This window comes from Pseudomonas sp. UME65 (assembly GCF_014170225.1).
Taxonomy (GTDB): domain Bacteria; phylum Pseudomonadota; class Gammaproteobacteria; order Pseudomonadales; family Pseudomonadaceae; genus Aquipseudomonas; species Aquipseudomonas protegens.
This window is the reverse complement of record NZ_LZZQ01000014.1, coordinates 57,315-76,417: the sequence shown is the minus strand read 5'-3', so window position 1 is coordinate 76,417 and position 19,103 is coordinate 57,315. Positions and strand designations below refer to the sequence as shown.

Annotated in this window: 17 protein-coding genes and 1 pseudogene; 12 read left to right on the top strand and 6 right to left on the bottom strand. The window is 62.9% G+C overall.

Annotation, left to right across the window (positions count from 1 at the left end; translation table 11 throughout):
• Positions 1-246: 246 nt before the first annotated feature.
• The 4 genes from A9971_RS20370 (at position 247) to A9971_RS20355 (ending at position 4,234) form a co-directional block, all read left to right on the top strand.
• Complete coding sequence (locus A9971_RS20370) at positions 247-1,704, top strand: hypothetical protein (protein WP_172682018.1); 1,458 nt, start codon at positions 247-249, stop codon at positions 1,702-1,704.
• The gene (locus A9971_RS20365) at positions 1,701-2,603 is read left to right on the top strand and encodes a hypothetical protein (protein ID WP_053153090.1); all 903 of its coding nucleotides are present in this window, start codon (positions 1,701-1,703) and stop codon (positions 2,601-2,603) included. Before A9971_RS20370 ends, A9971_RS20365 begins: the two co-directional genes overlap by 4 nt.
• A gap of 130 nt (positions 2,604-2,733) precedes the next feature.
• Complete coding sequence (locus A9971_RS20360; RefSeq protein ID WP_015636535.1) at positions 2,734-2,955, top strand: DUF1127 domain-containing protein; 222 nt, start codon at positions 2,734-2,736, stop codon at positions 2,953-2,955.
• A gap of 64 nt (positions 2,956-3,019) precedes the next feature.
• Complete coding sequence (locus A9971_RS20355; protein ID WP_093407882.1) at positions 3,020-4,234, top strand: winged helix-turn-helix domain-containing protein; 1,215 nt, start codon at positions 3,020-3,022, stop codon at positions 4,232-4,234.
• 67 nt (positions 4,235-4,301) lie between these two features.
• Here A9971_RS20355 and A9971_RS20350 read toward each other — a convergent pair whose 3' ends face one another.
• Complete coding sequence (locus tag A9971_RS20350; protein ID WP_011062528.1) at positions 4,302-5,648, bottom strand: class II 3-deoxy-7-phosphoheptulonate synthase; 1,347 nt, start codon at positions 5,646-5,648, stop codon at positions 4,302-4,304.
• Between the two features lie 162 nt (positions 5,649-5,810).
• Here A9971_RS20350 and A9971_RS20345 point away from each other — a divergent pair, with 162 nt between their 5' ends.
• Positions 5,811-6,566: a spermidine synthase gene (locus A9971_RS20345; RefSeq protein WP_011062527.1), complete on the top strand. Its 756-nt coding sequence runs from the start codon at positions 5,811-5,813 to the stop codon at positions 6,564-6,566.
• 49 nt (positions 6,567-6,615) lie between these two features.
• On the opposite strand, the gene A9971_RS20340 is transcribed toward A9971_RS20345, so the two are convergent.
• Positions 6,616-7,407 (bottom strand): crotonase/enoyl-CoA hydratase family protein, encoded by a 792-nt coding sequence (locus tag A9971_RS20340; RefSeq protein ID WP_019092873.1) that lies wholly within the window; start codon positions 7,405-7,407, stop codon positions 6,616-6,618.
• A 386-nt stretch (positions 7,408-7,793) separates the two neighbouring features.
• On the opposite strand from A9971_RS20340, the pseudogene A9971_RS20335 reads away from it, so the two are divergent.
• Positions 7,794-9,501, top strand: a pseudogene (locus A9971_RS20335) (DEAD/DEAH box helicase).
• A 91-nt stretch (positions 9,502-9,592) separates the two neighbouring features.
• Here A9971_RS20335 and A9971_RS20330 read toward each other — a convergent pair.
• The gene (locus A9971_RS20330) at positions 9,593-10,360 is read right to left on the bottom strand and encodes a class III extradiol ring-cleavage dioxygenase (protein WP_053159698.1); all 768 of its coding nucleotides are present in this window, start codon (positions 10,358-10,360) and stop codon (positions 9,593-9,595) included.
• Between the two features lie 102 nt (positions 10,361-10,462).
• Here A9971_RS20330 and A9971_RS20325 point away from each other — a divergent pair, with 102 nt between their 5' ends.
• Positions 10,463-11,131, top strand: coding sequence for a thiopurine S-methyltransferase (locus A9971_RS20325; RefSeq protein ID WP_041119384.1), 669 nt, complete (start codon positions 10,463-10,465; stop codon positions 11,129-11,131).
• Positions 11,132-11,194: 63 nt separating this feature from the next.
• On the opposite strand, the gene htpX is transcribed toward A9971_RS20325, so the two are convergent.
• Positions 11,195-12,082 carry a protease HtpX gene (gene htpX / locus A9971_RS20320; protein WP_015636531.1) on the bottom strand — a complete coding sequence of 296 codons (888 nt, stop codon included), beginning with the start codon at positions 12,080-12,082 and terminating at the stop codon, positions 11,195-11,197.
• 301 nt (positions 12,083-12,383) lie between these two features.
• A complete protein-coding gene (locus A9971_RS20315) occupies positions 12,384-13,595 on the bottom strand; it encodes a pyridoxal phosphate-dependent aminotransferase (protein WP_011062521.1) in 1,212 nt (403 codons plus the stop codon).
• 224 nt (positions 13,596-13,819) lie between these two features.
• On the opposite strand from A9971_RS20315, the gene msrB reads away from it, so the two are divergent.
• The 3 genes from msrB (at position 13,820) to A9971_RS20300 (ending at position 15,260) form a co-directional block, all read left to right on the top strand.
• On the top strand, positions 13,820-14,212 hold the full coding sequence (gene msrB / locus A9971_RS20310) for a peptide-methionine (R)-S-oxide reductase MsrB (protein WP_011062520.1): 393 nt from the start codon (positions 13,820-13,822) through the stop codon (positions 14,210-14,212).
• A 104-nt stretch (positions 14,213-14,316) separates the two neighbouring features.
• Positions 14,317-14,802 (top strand): glutathione peroxidase, encoded by a 486-nt coding sequence (locus A9971_RS20305; protein ID WP_015636530.1) that lies wholly within the window; start codon positions 14,317-14,319, stop codon positions 14,800-14,802.
• The gene (locus A9971_RS20300) at positions 14,799-15,260 is read left to right on the top strand and encodes a MarR family winged helix-turn-helix transcriptional regulator (protein ID WP_053153076.1); all 462 of its coding nucleotides are present in this window, start codon (positions 14,799-14,801) and stop codon (positions 15,258-15,260) included. Before A9971_RS20305 ends, A9971_RS20300 begins: the two co-directional genes overlap by 4 nt.
• Here the strand turns inward: A9971_RS20300 and A9971_RS20295 are convergent.
• Positions 15,244-17,565, bottom strand: a complete 2,322-nt coding sequence (locus tag A9971_RS20295; protein ID WP_011062517.1) for a response regulator — start codon at positions 17,563-17,565, stop codon at positions 15,244-15,246. The genes A9971_RS20300 and A9971_RS20295 overlap by 17 nt on opposite strands.
• 165 nt (positions 17,566-17,730) lie before the next feature.
• Here A9971_RS20295 and A9971_RS20290 point away from each other — a divergent pair, with 165 nt between their 5' ends.
• Both A9971_RS20290 and A9971_RS20285 read left to right on the top strand, forming a co-directional pair.
• Positions 17,731-18,621: an ATP-binding protein gene (locus A9971_RS20290; protein WP_019092871.1), complete on the top strand. Its 891-nt coding sequence runs from the start codon at positions 17,731-17,733 to the stop codon at positions 18,619-18,621.
• Positions 18,618-19,100, top strand: a complete 483-nt coding sequence (locus tag A9971_RS20285; protein ID WP_011062515.1) for a GAF domain-containing protein — start codon at positions 18,618-18,620, stop codon at positions 19,098-19,100. Before A9971_RS20290 ends, A9971_RS20285 begins: the two co-directional genes overlap by 4 nt.
• The last annotated feature ends 3 nt before the right edge of the window (positions 19,101-19,103 follow it).

Below are 19,103 nucleotides of genomic sequence, written 5' to 3'. Positions count from 1 at the left end.
CAGAGTCTCAACTTGTCGGCGCTGGGCGCCCAGTTCAATGCGGAAGAAGTTATTTTTCTGCTGAACGAGCAATATACCGCTGCAGAAGAGTTTGTTTATGGTCACCCCATCTGGCGAAAGATAAGAGAGGGTGATCAAGCTGCGCTCTACGCTTATATCCTGGAAACCCGGCACTACCTGGCTGCCGCGGCCTCGAGGATGTGCCCCTCGGTCAGCCCGGGCATAGGGTTGTCGCCGATCTCCCTGATGCTGTCCAGGCATGCGCTGGAGGAGTGGGATCATGCGCAGTTCTTCAATGAGGCCCTGGAGCTGATCGGCTGTTCCGGCGACATGGTCAGGCTGGCCCGGCCTTTGCCCGCAACCCTGGAGTGGATTCACCTGTCCCGGCAGATCGCGGCCATGGGCGAGCTGGTGTCGGCGGCCTGCTCCGGTTTCATGGAGCACTCCTCGGTGGAGCAGGAGGCGGTGCTGGGTTGGCATGAGTTGCTGGTGGGCCACAACCTGTTGAGCCGCAAGGCGACAGACAAGGTGCTGGGGCATTTTTCCACCGACATCCAGTATGGGCATTCGGATAACTGGAAGAAGGCCGTGCGCACCCAGGACTGCTATCCCGCGCCGGTGGTGGCCACGGTGCTCAATGCAGTCTGCAGCCTCAGCGAAATGATCTACCGCTGGCTGACTGCGCTGGAGCAGGGATGTGCCAGCTCCATTGTCACCGCGGCCCAACTGGTGGCCGAGGAGGGGCTGGACCAACTGTTGCACGCCGCTGATTCGCCCCTGGACGTGGAAATTTTCCAGGGCCTGCCGGTCTGGCCGTCCAGTGTGATGAGCCTGGTCAACGGTGAGCGTTCCGGCGATGACAACCCTGCCGATACCGTCGTTGCGTCCTGCTATGCCCTGGGGCCGCGAATGACGCAACTGGTCATGAGCCCGGCGCCTTTTGGCGCACTGATCACCCAGGTGCATGAGCAGTTGCTCAATGGGCAGAGCTCCAGCGCCGAGAGTGTGGCGGCCATCGAACAGATGACCACCGACTGGCTGGTATCGGTGGACGGCCACGGCCTGTGGCAACAGATGACCGAGGGCTGCGCGGATGAGCTGATCATCGGCTACATGCTGGAGAACTATCATTACCTGGCCTCGGCGACCCGACATGTCAGCCCGGCCATTGCCGCCTGTGCGGATGCGCGGATCCGCGAGAACCTGTTGCAGCACCTGCAGGATGAGCTGACCCACTGCGACATCCTCAAGCCCAGGCTGCGCGAACTGGGAGTCCGGCGCCCGGAAGCGATGCGACCCTTGCCGACCACCACTGCCTTTGTCGGTTATCTCAGCGACCTGGCACGGCATGACTGGAAGGGCTACCTGATCGGTTCGACCTACCTGCAAAAAAGCCTGAGCGAATGCCGTGGCGATGATCGTCACCTGCGTTTCTACTCGCAGGTGTCCGCCAACAACCCGCGCTGTGCAGCGTTGCTGGGGGCCATGGCAGCCCATGACGAACTGGATGACGAGCTGGGCCACGATCAGCGGCCGTCGCTCAACATCGAGTACCTGCTGGCGCGGGGCGACGTGGGCGGTGACTCGGTGGCGCGTGCGGCCATGCTGCCGTCACTGGCCTGGAGCTTTCTGGATGGCATCCGCCAGCACTATTGCACCGGCAAGGACGCGGTGCTGCAGCGCCAGGCCTGGAGCGCAACATGAACCAGCCCTATTTCCAGAACCTGGAGCCCCTGGCGCAGTTGCAGGAATTGTTATTCGAGCGTGATGACTTCGAGGCCCTGGCCAGGCGCTTGCCGGAACCCAGGATGGCTCTGGAAAAGTGGCGCGATGTGTTGCATGGCGAGCTCCTGTCGCTGTTTCGCTGGGGGCTGATTCGCGCCAGGGAGAGCCTGGATGACCAGGGGGCGGGCCAGGGCTATGGCCAGGAAGTCCTGTGCCTGCTGCCCTATTACGGCTTTTGTCTGCATGCAATCCGCCGCGCCGCGCCCTTTGCCTTGATGGGCATACCCACCACGGTGTCGGTGCGTCACGACCGTTATCAGGAGGCCAGTGCAGTGATTGGCGAGTTGGCGGCCGTGCTTGGCGTAAAGGATTGGCTGCGGGTCAGTGAGGAATCCTCGGCAGAGCTGGTGCGGCAGTTTCATGGGCGCGATGGCCTGATCGTGCTCACCGGCAAGCAGTCCACCTACACCAGCCTGCGAAACCACTACCCGGACGCGCGGATCATTGCTGCAACCGGCTGTTGCGGGGTGGTCCTGTCGGTGGAGGAGCAGCCGGCCCGCGTCATCGAGGAACAGCGCCAGGAACACCGGTTGCCGGTCAGTTGCAGCAACCATGGCTACACCGTCCTTGCCGAAGCCCTGACCCCGCAGGCGGCGGTGCTGGCCATCAACGGCGCCCGGCCCGCGGTCAGCAGCACGGTGCAAGAGTTGCTCGGGCAACTGCACCCGTCCATTGTCCTGACTCCCCCTTCGGCTCTGCCGTTGCCCGATGATCTTGGCGGCTACAGCCTGCTGGCCTGTGAAGAGTCGGCGGCGGCCAGCCTCGATGGTTTCGGTCGCGACCCACTGGGCGGCTGGCCGGGGGATTACCGGATCTGAAAGCGGTCCCTGGAAACACCGGCGGGGAACCAAAGCATCAAACCCTGAGATGTATTGCATAATAAACATTCGTTGGATTGATCCTTGTTCGGGGAAGAGACTGTGCTCATCCCCACTGGAGGACAGGATCATGAAAGCGCAAAAGGGTTATCTGCTGGTTCACAAACTGCCAATTCAGGCGTTGTCGTTACGTGCACTATGGCACCAGGTGGTCCGCTGGCACGAGTTGGCGCAGGAGCGCCGGATGCTTGCCGGCCTGAGCGATTCGGCCCTGCATGACCTGGGGTTGAGCCGGGCGGATGTGGAGCATGAAGCGGTCCGCCCGTTCTGGGACGACCCGATGCACAAATAACCCGGTGGCCACTACACAAGCCGGTCCAGGGTGCGCTAGCGTGCGGGCAGACCAGGAGACGCTCATGCCCGCACTACCTTCTTTCTCGCTCAAGCAGGCCCGCCGGCTGGCGCTGGCTGCCCAAGGCTTCGGCGGGCGCCAGCCGCCGGCATCGATCAAGGCCTCCCGACTCAATCAGCAGATCGAGCGCCTGGGCCTGTTGCAGATCGATTCGGTCAACGCCCTGGTGCGCGCCCATTACTTGCCGCTGTTTTCCCGTCTTGGCAGTTATCCACAGCAGCTGCTCGATCAGGCCGCCTGGAGCCAGGGGCGCCAGCGCACCTTGTTCGAGTACTGGGGGCATGAGGCCTCGCTGCTGCCGATGTCCATGTACCCCTTGATGCGCTGGCGCATGCAGCGCGCACGCCAGGGGCAGGGTATCTACTCGCAACTGGCGCGTTTCGGCCAGGAACGCCAGGCCACTCTGCGCCGGGTGCTGGCAGCCGTGGAGCAGCAGGGCGCGCTGGGGGCCGGCAGCCTCTCTACCCGCGAAGAACGGGCCGGCCCCTGGTGGGACTGGAGCGATGAAAAGCATGCCCTGGAATGGCTGTTCGCTGCCGGTGAGGTGACGGTGTCCGGCCGCCGCGGTTTCGAGCGTCTGTATGACTTGCCGGAACGGGTGATCCCGGCGGCGATCCTCCAGCAGATGCCGTTGGAGGAAGCCCAGGCCCAGCGCCGGTTGCTGCTGCAGGCGGCCGGGGCACTGGGGGTAGCCACGGAAAAGGACCTGCGGGACTACTTTCGCCTCGATCCCGGCGATAGTCGCGCGCGGCTTGCCGAGTTGTGCGAGTCCGGCGAACTGCTGGGCTGTGAGGTCCAGGGCTGGAAGCAAAGTGCCTATTGCCTGCCCGAGGCGCGGGTGCCGCGCAAGGTCGAAGCCAGCGCGCTGTTGTCACCTTTCGATTCCCTGATCTGGGAGCGTAGCCGTACCGAGCGGCTGTTCGATTTCCGCTACCGCCTGGAGATCTACACGCCTGAGCACAAGCGGGTCTATGGCTATTACGTGCTGCCGTTCCTGCACAACGAGCGGATTGCCGCCCGGGTCGACCTGCGGGCGGAGCGGGCCCAGGGGCGTCTGGCGGTGCACGCGGTGCATGAGGAGCCATTCGGTCTGGACGACGAGGGTGTCCGGGCATTGGCCCTGCAATTGCGAAAGATGGCCGACTGGCTGGGGTTGGAACAGATTCAGCTCAATTGCCAGCGTGATGGCGCGCGACGCCTGCGTGAGGTGCTGGGGTGAAGAGCTTCGCGGGCCAGCCCGCTCCTACACAGCCCTTGCAGGAGCGGGCTAGCCGGCGAAAGCGCTCTTAGCGCTTGACCTGCTTCAAGGTCTCGGCAATCAGGAAGGCCAGTTCCAGAGACTGGTCGGCATTCATCCGCGGGTCGCAATGGGTGTGGTAACGGTCCGACAAACCATCCTCGGTAATCGGCCGGGCACCGCCGATGCATTCGGTGACGTTCTGCCCGGTCATCTCGATATGGATGCCACCGGCATAGCTGCCTTCGGCCTGGTGGACCTGGAAGAACTGCTTGACCTCGGTGAGGATCTGCGCGAAATCCCGGGTCTTGTAGCCGCTGCTGGCCTTGATGGTGTTGCCGTGCATCGGGTCCGAGCTCCACAGCACCTGCTTGCCTTCGCTTTCCACCGCGCGAATCAGCTGTGGCAGGTGATCGCCGACCTTGTTGGCGCCCATGCGCACGATCAGGTTGAGGCGGCCGGGATCGTTTTCCGGGTTGAGGATATCGATCAGGCGGATCAGTTCGTCGGTGTTCATGCTCGGGCCGACCTTGACCCCGATCGGGTTGTTCACCCCGCGCAGGAACTCCACGTGGGCGCCGTCCAGTTGTCGGGTGCGATCGCCGATCCACAGCATGTGCGCCGAGCAGTCGTAGTAGTCGTTGGTCAGGCTGTCGCGGCGCACGAAGGCTTCTTCATAGTTGAGCAGCAACGCTTCGTGGGCGGTGAAGAAGCTGGTTTCGCGCAGTTGCGGCGCGCTGTCCAGGCCGCAGGCACGCATGAAGGCCAGGGTTTCGTCGATGCGGTCTGCCAGTTGGCTGTACTTCTCGGCCAGGGCCGAGTTGGCGATGAAATCCAGGTTCCACTTGTGCACCTGGTGCAGGTCGGCGAAACCGCCCTGGGCGAAGGCTCGCAGCAGGTTGAGGGTGGCGGTGGCCTGGTGGTAGGACTGCAGCAGGCGGTCGGGGTCCGGCACCCGGCTTTTTTCATCGAAACCGATGCCATTGACGATGTCGCCGCGATAGGCCGGCAAGGTCACGCCATTGATGGTTTCGTCGTTGGCCGAGCGCGGCTTGGCGAACTGGCCGGCCATGCGCCCGACCTTGACCACCGGGCAGCCGGCGGCAAAGGTCATGACGATGGCCATCTGCAGCAGCACCTTGAAGGTGTCGCGAATCTTCGCCGCGGAGAATTCGGCGAAGCTCTCGGCACAATCGCCACCCTGCAACAGGAATGCCCGGCCCTGGGTGACTTCGGCAAACTGGCGACGCAACTCCCGGGCTTCACCGGCAAACACCAGCGGTGGATAACTGGCCAGGCTTTGCTCGACCTGCAGCAGGTGCGCGGCATCGGGGTAGTGGGGTTGTTGCTGGATCGGCAGGGCGCGCCAGCTGTCGGGGCTCCAGGGTTGGCTCATCGCGGACTCGAGTGCTTTAACGGTGGGAGGGGCATGTTAGCAGCAAATTAGTGCGTGACCTGCTCCTCTCGCTTGGCCGACAATCGCGCCTTTCCCGCTCGCTGCCGAGCGGTTGGTTTATCGCGCCGGCAAGGTTCTGTGCCCGCGCGGCTAGGAGATGAAATGACTGAGGAGCGCGTCGAGCGCCTGCTCGCCGAAGTGCATGACGAATTCGGCATGATCCGGGTCCTGGAAGTGGCGGACTATCGTTTTCTCGAATTTGGCGATGCCATCGAGCAAAGCTGTGTGTTCACGGCGGACCCCAGTTGGCTGGAGTACGACTACACCCGGGCCATGCTGATCGGTGCCCTGTGCCATGAGGCGCCGGAGAGCGCGTTGTTTCTCGGGCTGGGCGCCGGCACCCTGACCCAGGCTTGCCTGAAGTTCCTGCCCCTGGAAGATGTGGAAGCCATCGAACTGCGACCGGACGTGCCGCGCCTGGCTATCGAGTACCTGGGGCTGGACGACGATCCGCGTCTATATATAAGAGTCGGCGATGCCCTGGAGCTGCTGGACAGTGCTGAATCCGCCGACCTGATCTTCGTCGACCTGTACACCGACGTCGGCCCCGGCGTCGGGCATCTGGCCTGGGGGTTTCTGGAGAACTGCCAGAAGCGCCTCAACCCCGGCGGCTGGCTGGTGATCAACCAGTGGGCCACCGATGATGGCAAGCCCTTGGGCGCCGCCCTGTTGCGCGGGCTCTATCACCGCCATTACTGGGAGTTGCCGGTGAAGGAGGGCAACGTGATTCTGATCGTGCCGTCCGACCTCGACCAGGAGCTGGACCTGCCAGGCCTGAATGCCCGCGCCCAAGCCCTGGCCCCACGCTTGGGCTACTCCCTGCAACCCTTGATCAAGGCGATCCGCCCGGCCACATAAGCCCTTGCTGGCGCCGGCTGGCCGGCGAAGCCGATCTGCCGGCCCCTGTTCAGCAGCCCTTGAACACCCCGGGCCGTTTTTCGATCATCGCCCGCACGCCCTCTTTGGCGTCCTCACTGTTCATCAGTTTGTGCACCAGCGGCGCCAGCCCCTGGGCGGCCGCCGTTTCCCCTTCGAGCCTGGCCTGGCGTGCCGACATCAGGGTCGCCTGCACCCCCAGCGGTGCCTGGCGGGCAATCCGTTCGGCCAGTTCGATGGCCCGGGGCAGCAGGTCTTCGCTGGCCATGACCTCCTGCACCAGGCCCAGGCGCAGGGCTTCATGGGCATCGAATTCGTCCCCGGTCAGCAACCAGCGCATGGCATTGCCCCAGCCGGCCAGTTGATGCAGGCGCAGGGTCGCGCCGCCGAAAGGGAAGATTCCGCGTTGCACCTCCATTTGCGCGAAGCGGGTATTGCTGGCGCAGAGATTGATGTCGGAGGCCAGCATCAGCTCGATGCCGATGGTCAGGCAGTAGCCTTGTACGGCGACGATCACCGGCTTGTTCACCTGTGGGCCGCTGAACACGCCCCAGGGGTCGCAGCCACCGGCTGGTGCTTGCCAGCCCTGGGCCAGGGCGGCGCCGACATTGGCCAGGTCCAGGCCTGCGGTGAAGTGCTCGCCGTGGCCGAACACCACCGCCACTCGCGCCTCGCTGCTGGCTTCGAACTCGCCGTAGGCCAGGCTCAACTGGTTGAGCAGCTCGAGGTCGAAGGCATTGCGCTTGGCCACCCGGTCCAGGCCGATAAGGAACAGGTGACCACGTAGTTCACGGCTGACACGGCTGGCACTGGGCTGATTCATGAGCGCTGTCCTGGGAAGAAAGAGGGGAGGTTGGCGCGGGCGGTTTCGTGCACAAAGGTGAACCGTTTAAGCGCGATGACCAACAGCGCCGGGCCTGAGCAAAATAGCGCGCCGCCGAAGTCTGCGCAAAGCCCATGACAATCGGGTGTTCAGCGGATTTTTCCGATAAAAAAAACTCCCTTTTTTGAGTAATTCCGGTATAGTGCGCGCCGGCCTTTAGCCGGGCCACGTTTAGGTAATGCAATTCCCCGAAGTCAGCTTCGGCTGCTTGTCCGCTGCGCGGACTATCCTTGACGATCCATTCATCCAATCGTTTTCGCAAATCCCCGCCGACAAAGCTGCCAGGGTGACTCTTGAGTCTTACACGGCATGCGCAGCTTTGGAGCATGGGTCTTTGCGGATGCACTTAGAGGCAGACCCATGACCCAGGAAATCGGCGGCTTCGCCGCTCTTGAACTTCATCCCAATATTGTCGCTGCAGTAGTCGCTACCGGCTATGAAGAGCCTTCGGCTATTCAGCAGCAGTCGATCCCGATCATCCTTGCCGGTCACGATATGATTGGTCAGGCGCAAACCGGTACCGGTAAGACCGCTGCCTTTGCCCTGCCTATCCTGCACCGCATTGATCCGTCCAAGCGCGAGCCGCAAGCTCTGATCCTGGCCCCAACCCGTGAGTTGGCGCTGCAAGTAGCAACCGCTTTCGAAACCTACGCCAAGCAAATGCCGGGCGTGACTGTTGTGGCCGTCTACGGCGGTGCGCCGATGGGCCCACAACTGAAAGCAATCCGTAATGGCGCACAGATCGTTGTCGCCACTCCGGGCCGTCTGTGCGACCACCTGCGTCGCGACGAAAAAGTCCTGGCCACCGTGAACCACCTGGTTCTCGACGAAGCCGACGAGATGCTCAAGCTGGGCTTCATGGATGACCTGGAAGTGATCTTCAAGGCCATGCCGGAGACCCGCCAGACCGTACTGTTCTCGGCCACCCTGCCGCAGTCGATCCGAGCCATCGCCGAGCGTCACCTGAAGGACCCGAAACACGTCAAGATCCAGAGCAAGACCCAGACCGTCACCGCGATCGAGCAGGCTCACCTGCTGGTTCACGCCGACCAGAAGACCTCTGCCGTTCTGAGCCTGCTGGAAGTTGAAGATTTCGACGCCCTGATCATGTTCGTGCGCACCAAGCAAGCGACCCTGGACCTGGCCAGTGCCCTGGAAGCCAAAGGCTACAAAGCCGCTGCGCTGAACGGCGACATCGCCCAGAACCAGCGTGAGCGCGTGATCGACTCCCTCAAGGATGGCCGCCTGGACATCGTTGTGGCGACCGACGTAGCCGCCCGTGGTCTGGACGTACCGCGCATCACCCACGTATTCAACGTGGACATGCCGTACGACCCGGAATCCTACGTGCACCGTATCGGCCGTACCGGCCGTGCCGGTCGCGAAGGCCGCGCGCTGCTGCTGGTGACTCCACGTGAGCGCCGCATGCTGCAAGTGATCGAGCGTGTAACCGGTCAGAAGGTTGCCGAAGTTCGCCTGCCGGACGCCCAAGCCGTTCTCGATGCCCGCATCAAGAAGTTGACCAACAGCCTGTCGCCGCTGGTGGCTGATGCTGAAGCGACCCACGGTGATCTGCTTGATCGCCTGACCGCCGACATCGGTTGCAGCCCGCGTGCCCTGGCCGCAGCCCTGCTGCGCAAGGCTACCAACGGTCAAGCGCTGAACCTGGCCGCGATCGAGAAAGAGCGTCCACTGGTGCCCAACAGCGCTCCACGTGGCGATCGTCCTGAGCGTTCCGGTGACCGTCCTGATCGTGGTGACCGTGAGCGTCGCGCGCCAATGCCTCTGGGCGAAGGTCGTGCACGCTGCCGTACCGCGCTGGGTGCCCGTGACGGCATCGCTGCCAAGAACCTTCTGGGCGCGATCCTCAATGAAGGCGGCCTGGCCCGTGAAGCTATCGGCCGCATCCAGGTGCGTGACAGCTTCAGCCTGGTCGAGCTGCCGGAGGACGGTCTGGACCGTCTGCTGACCAAGCTCAAGGACACTCGCGTTGCCGGCAAGCAGCTGAAGCTGCGTCGCTATCGCGAAGATTGATCGGCCCCTGGGCTGATTGATCAGGCATAAAAAATCCCCGACTGGTTCGGGGATTTTTTTTGCCTGTCATTTGCCTTGGAGCTGGCGGCCATCAGCCAAATCGGTAGATGTCCATGCCCAGGGCGCCCAGGGTGAAGCCCTGGTGGGCCACGCTGAATTCGCCACCGGCGCCCCGGGCGAAATACAGCGGCAGCAGGTGTTCATCACTGGGGTGGCTGCGCACGGCATTCGGTGCCTGCTGGCGGTAGTCATGCAGGGCCGCCTGGTCATCGGCCGCCAGCTTGTCGATCATCCAGTCGCGAAAGGCCTTGGCCCAGGGTTCGACGCTTTCCGGGCCAGCGTGCCAGTCCAGGTCCCGCAGGTTGTGGGTGATGCTGCCGGAGCCGATCAGCAACACGCCCTGTTCCCGCAGGCCCGCGAGGGCATGGCCGATACGGGTCTGCAGGGCCGGGCCCAGGCGGCTGGGCAGCGACAGCTGGACCACCGGGATGTCCGCCTGCGGGTACATCAGCGACAGCGGTACCCAGGTGCCGTGGTCGAAGGGGCGCTGGCTGTCCAGTTGGGCGGGCAGACCTTCGGCTTGGAGCAGCTCCACTACCTGGGCTGCCAGTTCCGGATCGCCCGGGGCCGGGTATTGCACGGCAAACAGCGCGGCGGGGAAGCCGCCAAAGTCGTGCCAGGTTTCCGGGTGCGGGTTGCAACTGACCCGCAGATCGGAGCTTTCCCAGTGGGCCGAGACCACCAGGATCGCCCTGGGCCGTGGCAGCTCGGCTGCCAGGCGAGCCAGGGCCGGGCCGCTGGCGCCGGGTTCCAGCGCCAGCATGGGAGAGCCGTGGGAGATGAACAGGCTGGGAAGCATGAAGAGGCTCCTGAAGGTTAAGATGCGCCATCTTCAATCAGATCAATGATCTAAATCTAATATAAGTTTTAACGCTTTTTGATCGAATTTTAAGGACTTCTCATGCAAGCGGACTTTTGGCAAAAGCGCTGGGAGCGCGATCAGATCGGCTTTCACCTGGCCGAGGTCAACCCTTACCTGCAGCAGTACTGGCCGGCCTTGGGCCTGGCGGCGCAAAGCCGCGTGCTGGTGCCCTTGTGCGGCAAGAGCCTGGACCTGATCTGGCTTGCTGACCAAGGGTTCGAGGTGCTGGGCATCGAACTGGCGGAAAAGGCGGTGGAGGATTTCTTTCGTGAGCACCAGTTGCAGCCGCAGATCAGCCAGCACGGGGTGTTCAAGGTCTACGCCCACGGGCCCATTGAGCTCTGGTGCGGTGATTTCTTTGCCCTGACCGCCGAGGACACCGCTGATTGCACGGCTCTGTATGACCGTGCAGCCATGATTGCCTTGCCCTCGCCCATGCGACAGCGCTATGCCGCTCACCTCAATGGCCTGTTGCCGAATGGCAGCAAGGGGCTGCTGATCACCATGGATTACGCCCAGGAGCAGTTGGACGGCCCGCCATTTGCGGTGCTCGACGATGAGGTCCGGCAACGTCTGGGGGGCGTCTGGCAACTGCAGGTAGAAACGGAGCGCGACATTCTTGGCGAGAGCTGGAAGTTTCTCCAGGGTGGCGTGACCCGGCTGGTGGAGAGGGTTTATCGCCTGAGCAAGCAGGGGCGCGCGAGATAGGTTTTTGGCGGCCAAGCAAAAGGGCGACTTGCGTCGCCCTTTTGGGTATTGCCTTGCAGTGGATCAGCCGCGACGACGCAGGGCTTCGATACGCTCTTCCAGCGGAGGGTGGCTCATGAACATGCGAGCCAGGCCCTGCTTGATGCCACCGTTGATGCCGAAGGCATTCAGGGTGTCGGGCATGTGCACCGGCAGGCCCTGTTCCGAACGCAGGCGCTGCAGCGCGCCGATCATCGCGTTGGTGCCGGCCAGACGGGCGCCGGCTTCGTCGGCGCGGTATTCGCGTTTGCGCGAGAACCACATGACGATGGCGCTGGCCAGGATACCCAGAACCAGTTCGGCGAAGATGGTCGCCACGTAGTAGGCGATGCCCTGGCCTTCTTCGTTCTTGAAGATCACCTTGTCGACGAAGTTGCCGATGATCCGTGCGAAGAACATCACGAAAGTGTTCACCACACCCTGGATCAGTGCCAGGGTCACCATGTCACCGTTGGCGACGTGGCCGATCTCGTGGGCCAGCACGGCTTTCACTTCATCGGGCGAAAAACGTTCCAGAAGGCCCTGGCTGACGGCTACCAGCGCATCATTCTTGTTCCAGCCGGTGGCAAAGGCGTTGGCCTCATAGGCTGGGAAAATACCCACTTCGGGCATCTTGATGCCCGCTTCGCGGGACAGTTGCTCGACGGTCTGCAGCAACCATTGCTCATGGCGGGTGCGCGGTTGGGTGATGATCTGCGTGCTGGTGCTCATCTTCGCCATCCACTTGGAGATGAACAGCGAGAACAGCGAACCGGCAAAACCGAAGACCGCACAGAAAATCAGCAGCTGATTGAGGTTCAGATCAACCCCATTGGCCGCCATGAACCCGTTGAAGCCGAAAAGGCTCAGGGTGATGCTGGCAATCAGCACGACCGCAAGGTTAGTGGCCAAAAACAGCAGGATTCGCATCATGGTTGTAGAAATCTCCTCAAGCTAAAGATGTAGCGTACTGCGGGGTATATAAGGTGCGGCAACCGCCTATTCAATACGGCTTCTATTTCAAACTGTGTCGCACAGGCCGGGTCTAGACGCTTGTAGTTCAATGCCATGAGCCAACGCCAGGGCGGCCGCCACCCGGCTGCGGTGCAGAGGTGTGACAGTGGGCAGGACGGAAAGTGCAAGCTTATAGAAGGGGAGTGGAGCAGGGCAGTGAAGATGTGTTGCTGAATTAATCGCAGTGCGACCAGAGAAGGATCGCACTGCGATTTTTCCGTTACTGGCGGTAGGACTTGAGGAAGCTGCCGATCCGACCAATGGCCTGCTCCAGGTCATCCACCCGCGGCAGGGTCACGACGCGGAAGTGATCCGGCCATGGCCAGTTGAAGGCCGTGCCTTGCACCACCAGGAGCTTTTCCGAGAGCAGCAGGTCGAGGACGAACTTCTCGTCGTTGTGGATCGGGCAGATCTTCGGGTCGATCCGCGGGAAGGCATACAGCGCGCCCATGGGCTTGACGCAACTGACCCCGGGAATGTCGTTGAGCAGTTCCCAGGTGCGGTTGCGCTGTTCCAGCAGGCGGCCCGGGGGCAGCACCAGATCGTTGATGCTCTGGTAGCCGCCCAGTGCGGTCTGGATGGCGTGCTGGCTGGGCACGTTGGCGCACAGGCGCATGTTGGCCAGCATGTCGATGCCTTCGATGTAGCTCTGGGCGTGCTGCTTGGGACCGGAAATGGCCACCCAACCGGAACGGAAACCGGCTACCCGATAGGACTTGGACAGGCCGTTGAAGGTCAGGCACAGCAGGTCCGGGGCCAGCGAGGCGGTGCAGATGTGCACGGCGTCATCGTAGAGGATCTTGTCGTAGATCTCGTCCGAGAACACCACCAGGTTGTGCTGGCGGGCCAGCTCCAGCATGCCCAGCAGCACTTCCCTGGGGTAGACGGCGCCGGTGGGGTTGTTCGGGTTGATGATCACCAGGGCCTTGGTGTTCGGGGTGATCTTGGCCTTGATGTCGGCCAGGTCCGGCCACCAGTTGGCCTGCTCGTCGCACAGGTAGTGCACCGGGTTGCCGCCGGCCAGGCTCACCGCGGCGGTCCACAGCGGGTAGTCGGGGGCCGGCACCAGCACTTCGTCGCCGTTGTTGAGCAGGGCCTGCATGGCCATCACGATCAGCTCGGAAACACCGTTGCCCAGGTAGATGTCTTCGATACCGATGCCTTCCACCTGCTTCTGCTGGTAGTACTGCATCACCGCCTTGCGGGCACTGAACAGGCCCTTGGAGTCGCTGTAGCCCTGGGCAGTGGGCAGGTTGCGGATCACGTCCTGGAGGATTTCGTCCGGCGCTTCGAAACCAAAGGGCGCCGGGTTGCCGATATTCAGCTTGAGGATGCGGTGGCCTTCCTCTTCCAGACGTTTGGCGTGCTTGAGCACTGGGCCGCGTATGTCATAACAGACGTTGGCGAGCTTGTTCGATTTGCTGACCTGCATGGCGATGTGTTCCCGAAAATGAACGATCCAGGCGGAGGATGAACTACCGTACTGGGAATCCTGCCGTGTCACACCGGCCTGTAACCCGCACCGGCTGCGGCAAAATCCGTTTGAATGGGTGTAACGCGGCTGCCAGACTGGCGTCTGACGAGGCGCAATCATACGTGCCGCCCGATCCGTGGAAAAGACACAGATCGGGCTTTTTCCGTTGCAGAGGAAGGACCATGGAAAAGCTGGAAAAAACCCTGGAAGAATGGCGGTCGATGCTCGACCCGGAGCAGTACAACGTCTGCCGGCTCAAGGGCACCGAACGGCCCTTCTCGGGCAAGTACAACGGCACCAAGACCGATGGGGTCTATCACTGCATCTGCTGCAATGAGCCGCTGTTCGATTCCAAGGCCAAGTTTGATTCCGGGTGTGGCTGGCCGAGTTTCTACGAGCCCATTGCCGACAGCGCCATGGTAGAGATCCGTGACATGAGCCACGGCATGATCCGTACCGAAGTGGTCTGCGCCAAGTGCGACGCGCACCTGGGCCACGTGTTCCCGGATGGCCCGCCGCCCACCGGCCTGCGTTACTGCATCAACTCGGTGTGCCTGGACCTGGTGCCGCGCTGACCGGTTGGCGATTCTTCGGAATCGCCTTTTGTTCAATTAAATTGCATACAATTTAATTGAGCGCTATTTTGCTGCCTCTTACTTCCACACATGGAGTTGCCGTCATGACCGACTCACTGCTGACCATTCCCTGCACCACCATCAAGGGTGAACAAAAGACCCTGGCGGACTTCGCCGGCAAGGCCGTGCTGGTGGTCAACACTGCCAGCAAGTGCGGCTTCACCCCGCAATACAAGGGGCTCGAAGAGCTGTGGCAGACCTACAAGGATCAGGGGCTGGTGGTATTGGGCTTTCCCTGCAACCAGTTCGGCAAGCAGGAACCAGGCAACGAAGGGGCGATCTCCGAGTTCTGCGAGCTCAACTACGGTGTGAGTTTCCCGCTGTTCAAGAAGATCGAGGTCAATGGCGCCGGGGCCCATCCACTGTTCGCGCAGTTGAAAAAGCGCGCACCCGGCGTGCTCGGCTCCCAAGGCATCAAGTGGAACTTCACCAAGTTCCTGATCGGCCAGGACGGCAAGCTGGTCAAGCGTTTCGCTCCGGCAACCAAACCCCAGGACCTGAGCCGCGAGATCGAAGCCCTGCTCAAATGAACGACCTGTCCATGGATTCACTGAAACTCGATTCCCAGCTGTGCTTCAAGCTGTACGCCGCCTCGCGGGCGGTGGTCCGTGGCTACAAGCCGATGCTCGACCGCCTGGGCCTGACCTACCCGCAGTACCTGGTGATGCTGGTGCTGTGGGAATGGCAGGCAACGCCTCCGTCCCTGCCGACGGTCAAGGCCCTGGGCGAGCGCCTGGCCCTGGATTCCGGGACCCTGACCCCGTTGCTCAAGCGTCTGGAGCAGTTGCAACTGGTGCAGCGCCAGCGGTCCGGGCGCGACGAGCGCGAGGTGCACTTGAGCTTGAGCGAGCGCGGCCTGGCGCTGCGTGAGCAGGTGCCGCCGCTGAAGGCGGCGTTGCTGTGCGACAGCGGGATCGATCTGGACAACCTCGATCAGCTGCGCGCCGGCCTGGATCAACTGCTGCAGCAGATCAAAGCTTTGTCGTAGTCGGCACCCAGAGGTCGAGCAGGGCGATCAGTTCCTCGCGACGGAACGGTTTGGCCAGGTAGTCGCTCATGCCGGCGGCGCGGCAGCGTTCACGCTCCTCGGGCATGGCGTTGGCAGTCAGGGCGATGATCGGCAGATCCGGCCAGCGCCCGCTGCGCCGGATCTGCCGGCTGGCTTCGTAGCCATCCATGACCGGCATGTTGCAGTCCATCAGCACCAGATCGAAACGATGCAGCTCCAACTGGTTGAGGGCTTCGGCGCCATGGGCGGCCACGGTCACCGCGCAGCCGAGCTTGCTCAGCATGCCCTTGGCCACCAGTTGGTTCACCGGGTTGTCCTCCACCAGCAGAATGTCCGCCCGGCGCCGTTGCACCGGCATTTCCAGCTGGGCGTCGTTGAGGGTGATGGTTTCCCCCAGCAACGAGCGTCGCAGGGTCTGATACAACGCATTGCGCGCCAGGGGCCGGGCCTGCTGTTGCAGTGGCGCCAGGGCGTTGGCCTCTTCGCTGGGCAGGAAGCTGCCATAGGCGGTCACCAGCAGGATTGGCGCGCGGATCGCCGGGCGCAGGCCGAACAGGCATTCCGGGCAGTCGGTGATCAGCAGGTCGGGGTCGAGGCCGGCCAGGGAATCCTCGATATCACAGCGCTGATAGCTCAGGCCCCAACTGGGCAGCAGGCTGGCCAGCAGCTCGGCGAGGCCGCTGCCGGCCTCGGTGATGGCGATGATCTTCCCGGCCAGCGCCGGCGGCGGGGCGGCCGGAGTGTGGCAGGGCAGCGGCAGGTCGGCGCAGAACTGGCTGCCGAAGCCGACTTCCGAACTGATGCTCAGGCGGCCGTCCATGGCTTCGCAGAGGTTGTAGGTCAGGGCCAGGCCCAGGCCGGTGCCGCCGTATTGGCGAGTGATGCCGGCGCCGGCCTGGGTATAGGGCTGGAAGATGCGCACCTGGGCTTCCTGGGCGATGCCGATGCCGGTGTCGCAGATCTCGATGCGCACCCCGTCGCCCAGGGTGCTCAGGCGCACATCGACGCGGCCGAAACGGGTGAACTTGAGGGCGTTGGACAGCAGGTTGCTGACGATCTGCCGCACCCGGGTAGGGTCCCCCAGTACCAGGGCGGGGAAGTCCGGGGCGATCAGGCAGGCCAGCTCCACGCTGGCCGCGGCGTTTTGCGACAGCAGGTTGGCGGTGTCCTCCACCAGTACCCCGAGATCGAAGGGAATGCGCTCCAGCTCCAGTTGCCCGGCGTCGAACTTGGACATGTCGAGAATATCGTTGAGCAATTCCACCAGCACCTTGCCGGAGTCGTGGGCAATCGACAGCTGCTGGCGCTGCTCGGGGTTCAGCGGGCTGTCCAGGGACAGCGCGATCATCCCCAGCAGGCCATTGAGCGGGGTGCGAATCTCGTGACTCATGTTGGCCAGAAACGCCGCCCGCGCCTGGGCCATGTCCAGGGCAGTGCGCCGGGCGATCTCCAGTTCCTCGTTGGACTGGCTGAGCCGGGCATTGCTGGCCTTGAGCTCGGTGGTGCGGGCCGAGACGATGTTCTCCAGCTGCCCGAGGTATTCGGTCAGGCGGTTTTCGGCGTTGCGTCGCTGCTGGATCTCGGTGGCCATGATGTCGAACTGCTGGTTGGCCACCTTGACCAGCACCCCGACCTCGTCGTTCTCGTGGCCATGGGGAAAGTCCAGCTTGGCCTGTTTCGGGCTGCGCGGGTCGCGACTGCTGAGCTCGCGGATCACCCGCACCAAAGGCTTGGTCAGCATCACGTAGAACAGCGCCAGGAGAATCCCGGTGAGGATCAGGCTGCGGGCGAACCCGTTGATCAGGGTGACTTCGGCACGCCGCAGGAAACGGCTGCCGAAGGCGTAGGTATCCACATCCAGGTGCAGGGTGCCGAGGGACTCCTCCGGCAGGTGGCTCAGATACAGGCGATCCTCGAACTGGCGATCGGCGCCGAACAGGAAGTCGCTGATGGCCCGATAGCGGCTCTGTTGCGGTGGCCGTTCGACGTTGGCCAGCAGGGTATTGTTGTTGTCGATCAATTGCGCGCGAATGATCGCCGGGGAGCGCAGCAGGCCCAGGGTCAATTCCTGGGCCAGCTCGGCGTCGATGTTGTAGGCGATGCGCGAGGCCGGATTGTGGCTGATTTCCAGCAGCGATTGGATTTCACGATTGATGGAGGCGTCTTCGCTGGCATAATCGATGCCGATTTGCAGCAGACTGAGCGCGGTCCCCAGAATGAAACCCACCAGCACGGTGAGCCGGGCCTGTTTATAGGACAGGCGGTTGGTGAACTTGATATCCATGGGGGGTTGAACCACTTTCGTTTCCCTTCGCTGCGCAAGCATAGCTGATCATTTTTGGTTGCCGGGCTGGCCGGGCAGCAGCTGATAAAGCGATAGACCCCTTGATCGGGATTGCGTTTGCTCTGTGTGCCGCATCATTACCTTGAACGTGCCTGAGGAAAAGTCGTGGATGCTCGATTGAATGCATTTCTTGAACGTGCCGATGCGGTTCTGGCGCGGATTGAACCCTTGTTGCCCACCCTGCGCCAGCCCATCGACTGGAATCAGTGCCTGGCGGCCCGCTGGCAGCGTGAAGGGCGCAGCGGTTTCCTGCTGCCGCTGGAAGTCAGCCTGGACATGCGCCTGAGCGACCTGATCGGGGTCGACAAGCAGCGTGAGCAACTGGCGCGCAACACCCAGCAGTTCCTTGACGGCCTGCCAGCCAACCATGCCCTGCTCTGGGGTTCGCGTGGCACTGGCAAGTCTTCCCTGGTACGGGCCCTGCTGGCCGAGCACGCCAAGGGCGGCCTGCGGCTGATCGAGATCGAGCGTGACCACCTGGCGGACCTGCCGCGGGTGGTGGAACAGCTGGTCAAGCTGCCCCAGCGTTTCGTGCTGTTCTGCGACGACCTGTCGTTCGAGGCCGGCGAGGGCGATTACCGGGTGCTCAAGAGCGTGCTCGACGGCTCCCTGGAGCAGGCCCCGGAGAACGTGCTGCTGTACGCCACCTCGAACCGCCGGCACCTGGTGCCGGAAAAGGAAAGCGACAACGAGAACTGGAAGCGCGTCGACGGCGAGCTGCATCCCAGTGAAGCCGTGGAAGACAAGATCGCCCTGTCGGACCGTTTCGGCCTGTGGCTGTCGTTCTATCCCTTCACCCAGGAGCACTTCCTCAACGTGGTGGAGCACTGGATCGGCGAACTGGCGCGCAAGGCCGGCCTCGACTGGCAGCGTGACGAAGAACTTGACATCCTCGCGGTACGCTGGGCCACCGGCCGGGGCAACCGCAATGGCCGTTGTGCCTATCAATTTGCCCGCTATTGGGTGGGCCTGCAGTTGTTGGAGCAAAAAGCATGATCGATTTGCAAAGCGCCGGCCAAGGCCTGGACGGTTACGGGCTGCTGTGCGCGCAGTTGGAGTCGCTGCTGGCCGATGAGCGTGATTTCATCGCCAACGCCGCGCAGTTCTCAGCCTTCCTCTATAGCCAGCTGGAGGACCTGAACTGGGCGGGGTTCTACCTCAACCGCAACCAGGAGCTGGTGCTCGGGCCGTTCCAGGGGCAGATCGCCTGCGTGCGGATTCCGTTTGGCCGCGGCGTCTGCGGTACCGCGGCGGCGACTCTGCAGACCCAGCGGGTGGAAGATGTGCACGCCTTTGCCGGGCACATTGCCTGTGACAGCGCCTCCAACAGCGAGCTGGTGGTGCCGCTGGTCAAGGACGGCCGGTTGATCGGCGTGCTCGACCTGGACAGCCCGAAGCTGGCGCGCTTCGGTGTTGCCGACCAGGCGGGAATCGAGCAACTGGCGGCGATCTTTCTGCGCCTGAGCGACTGCTGAAGC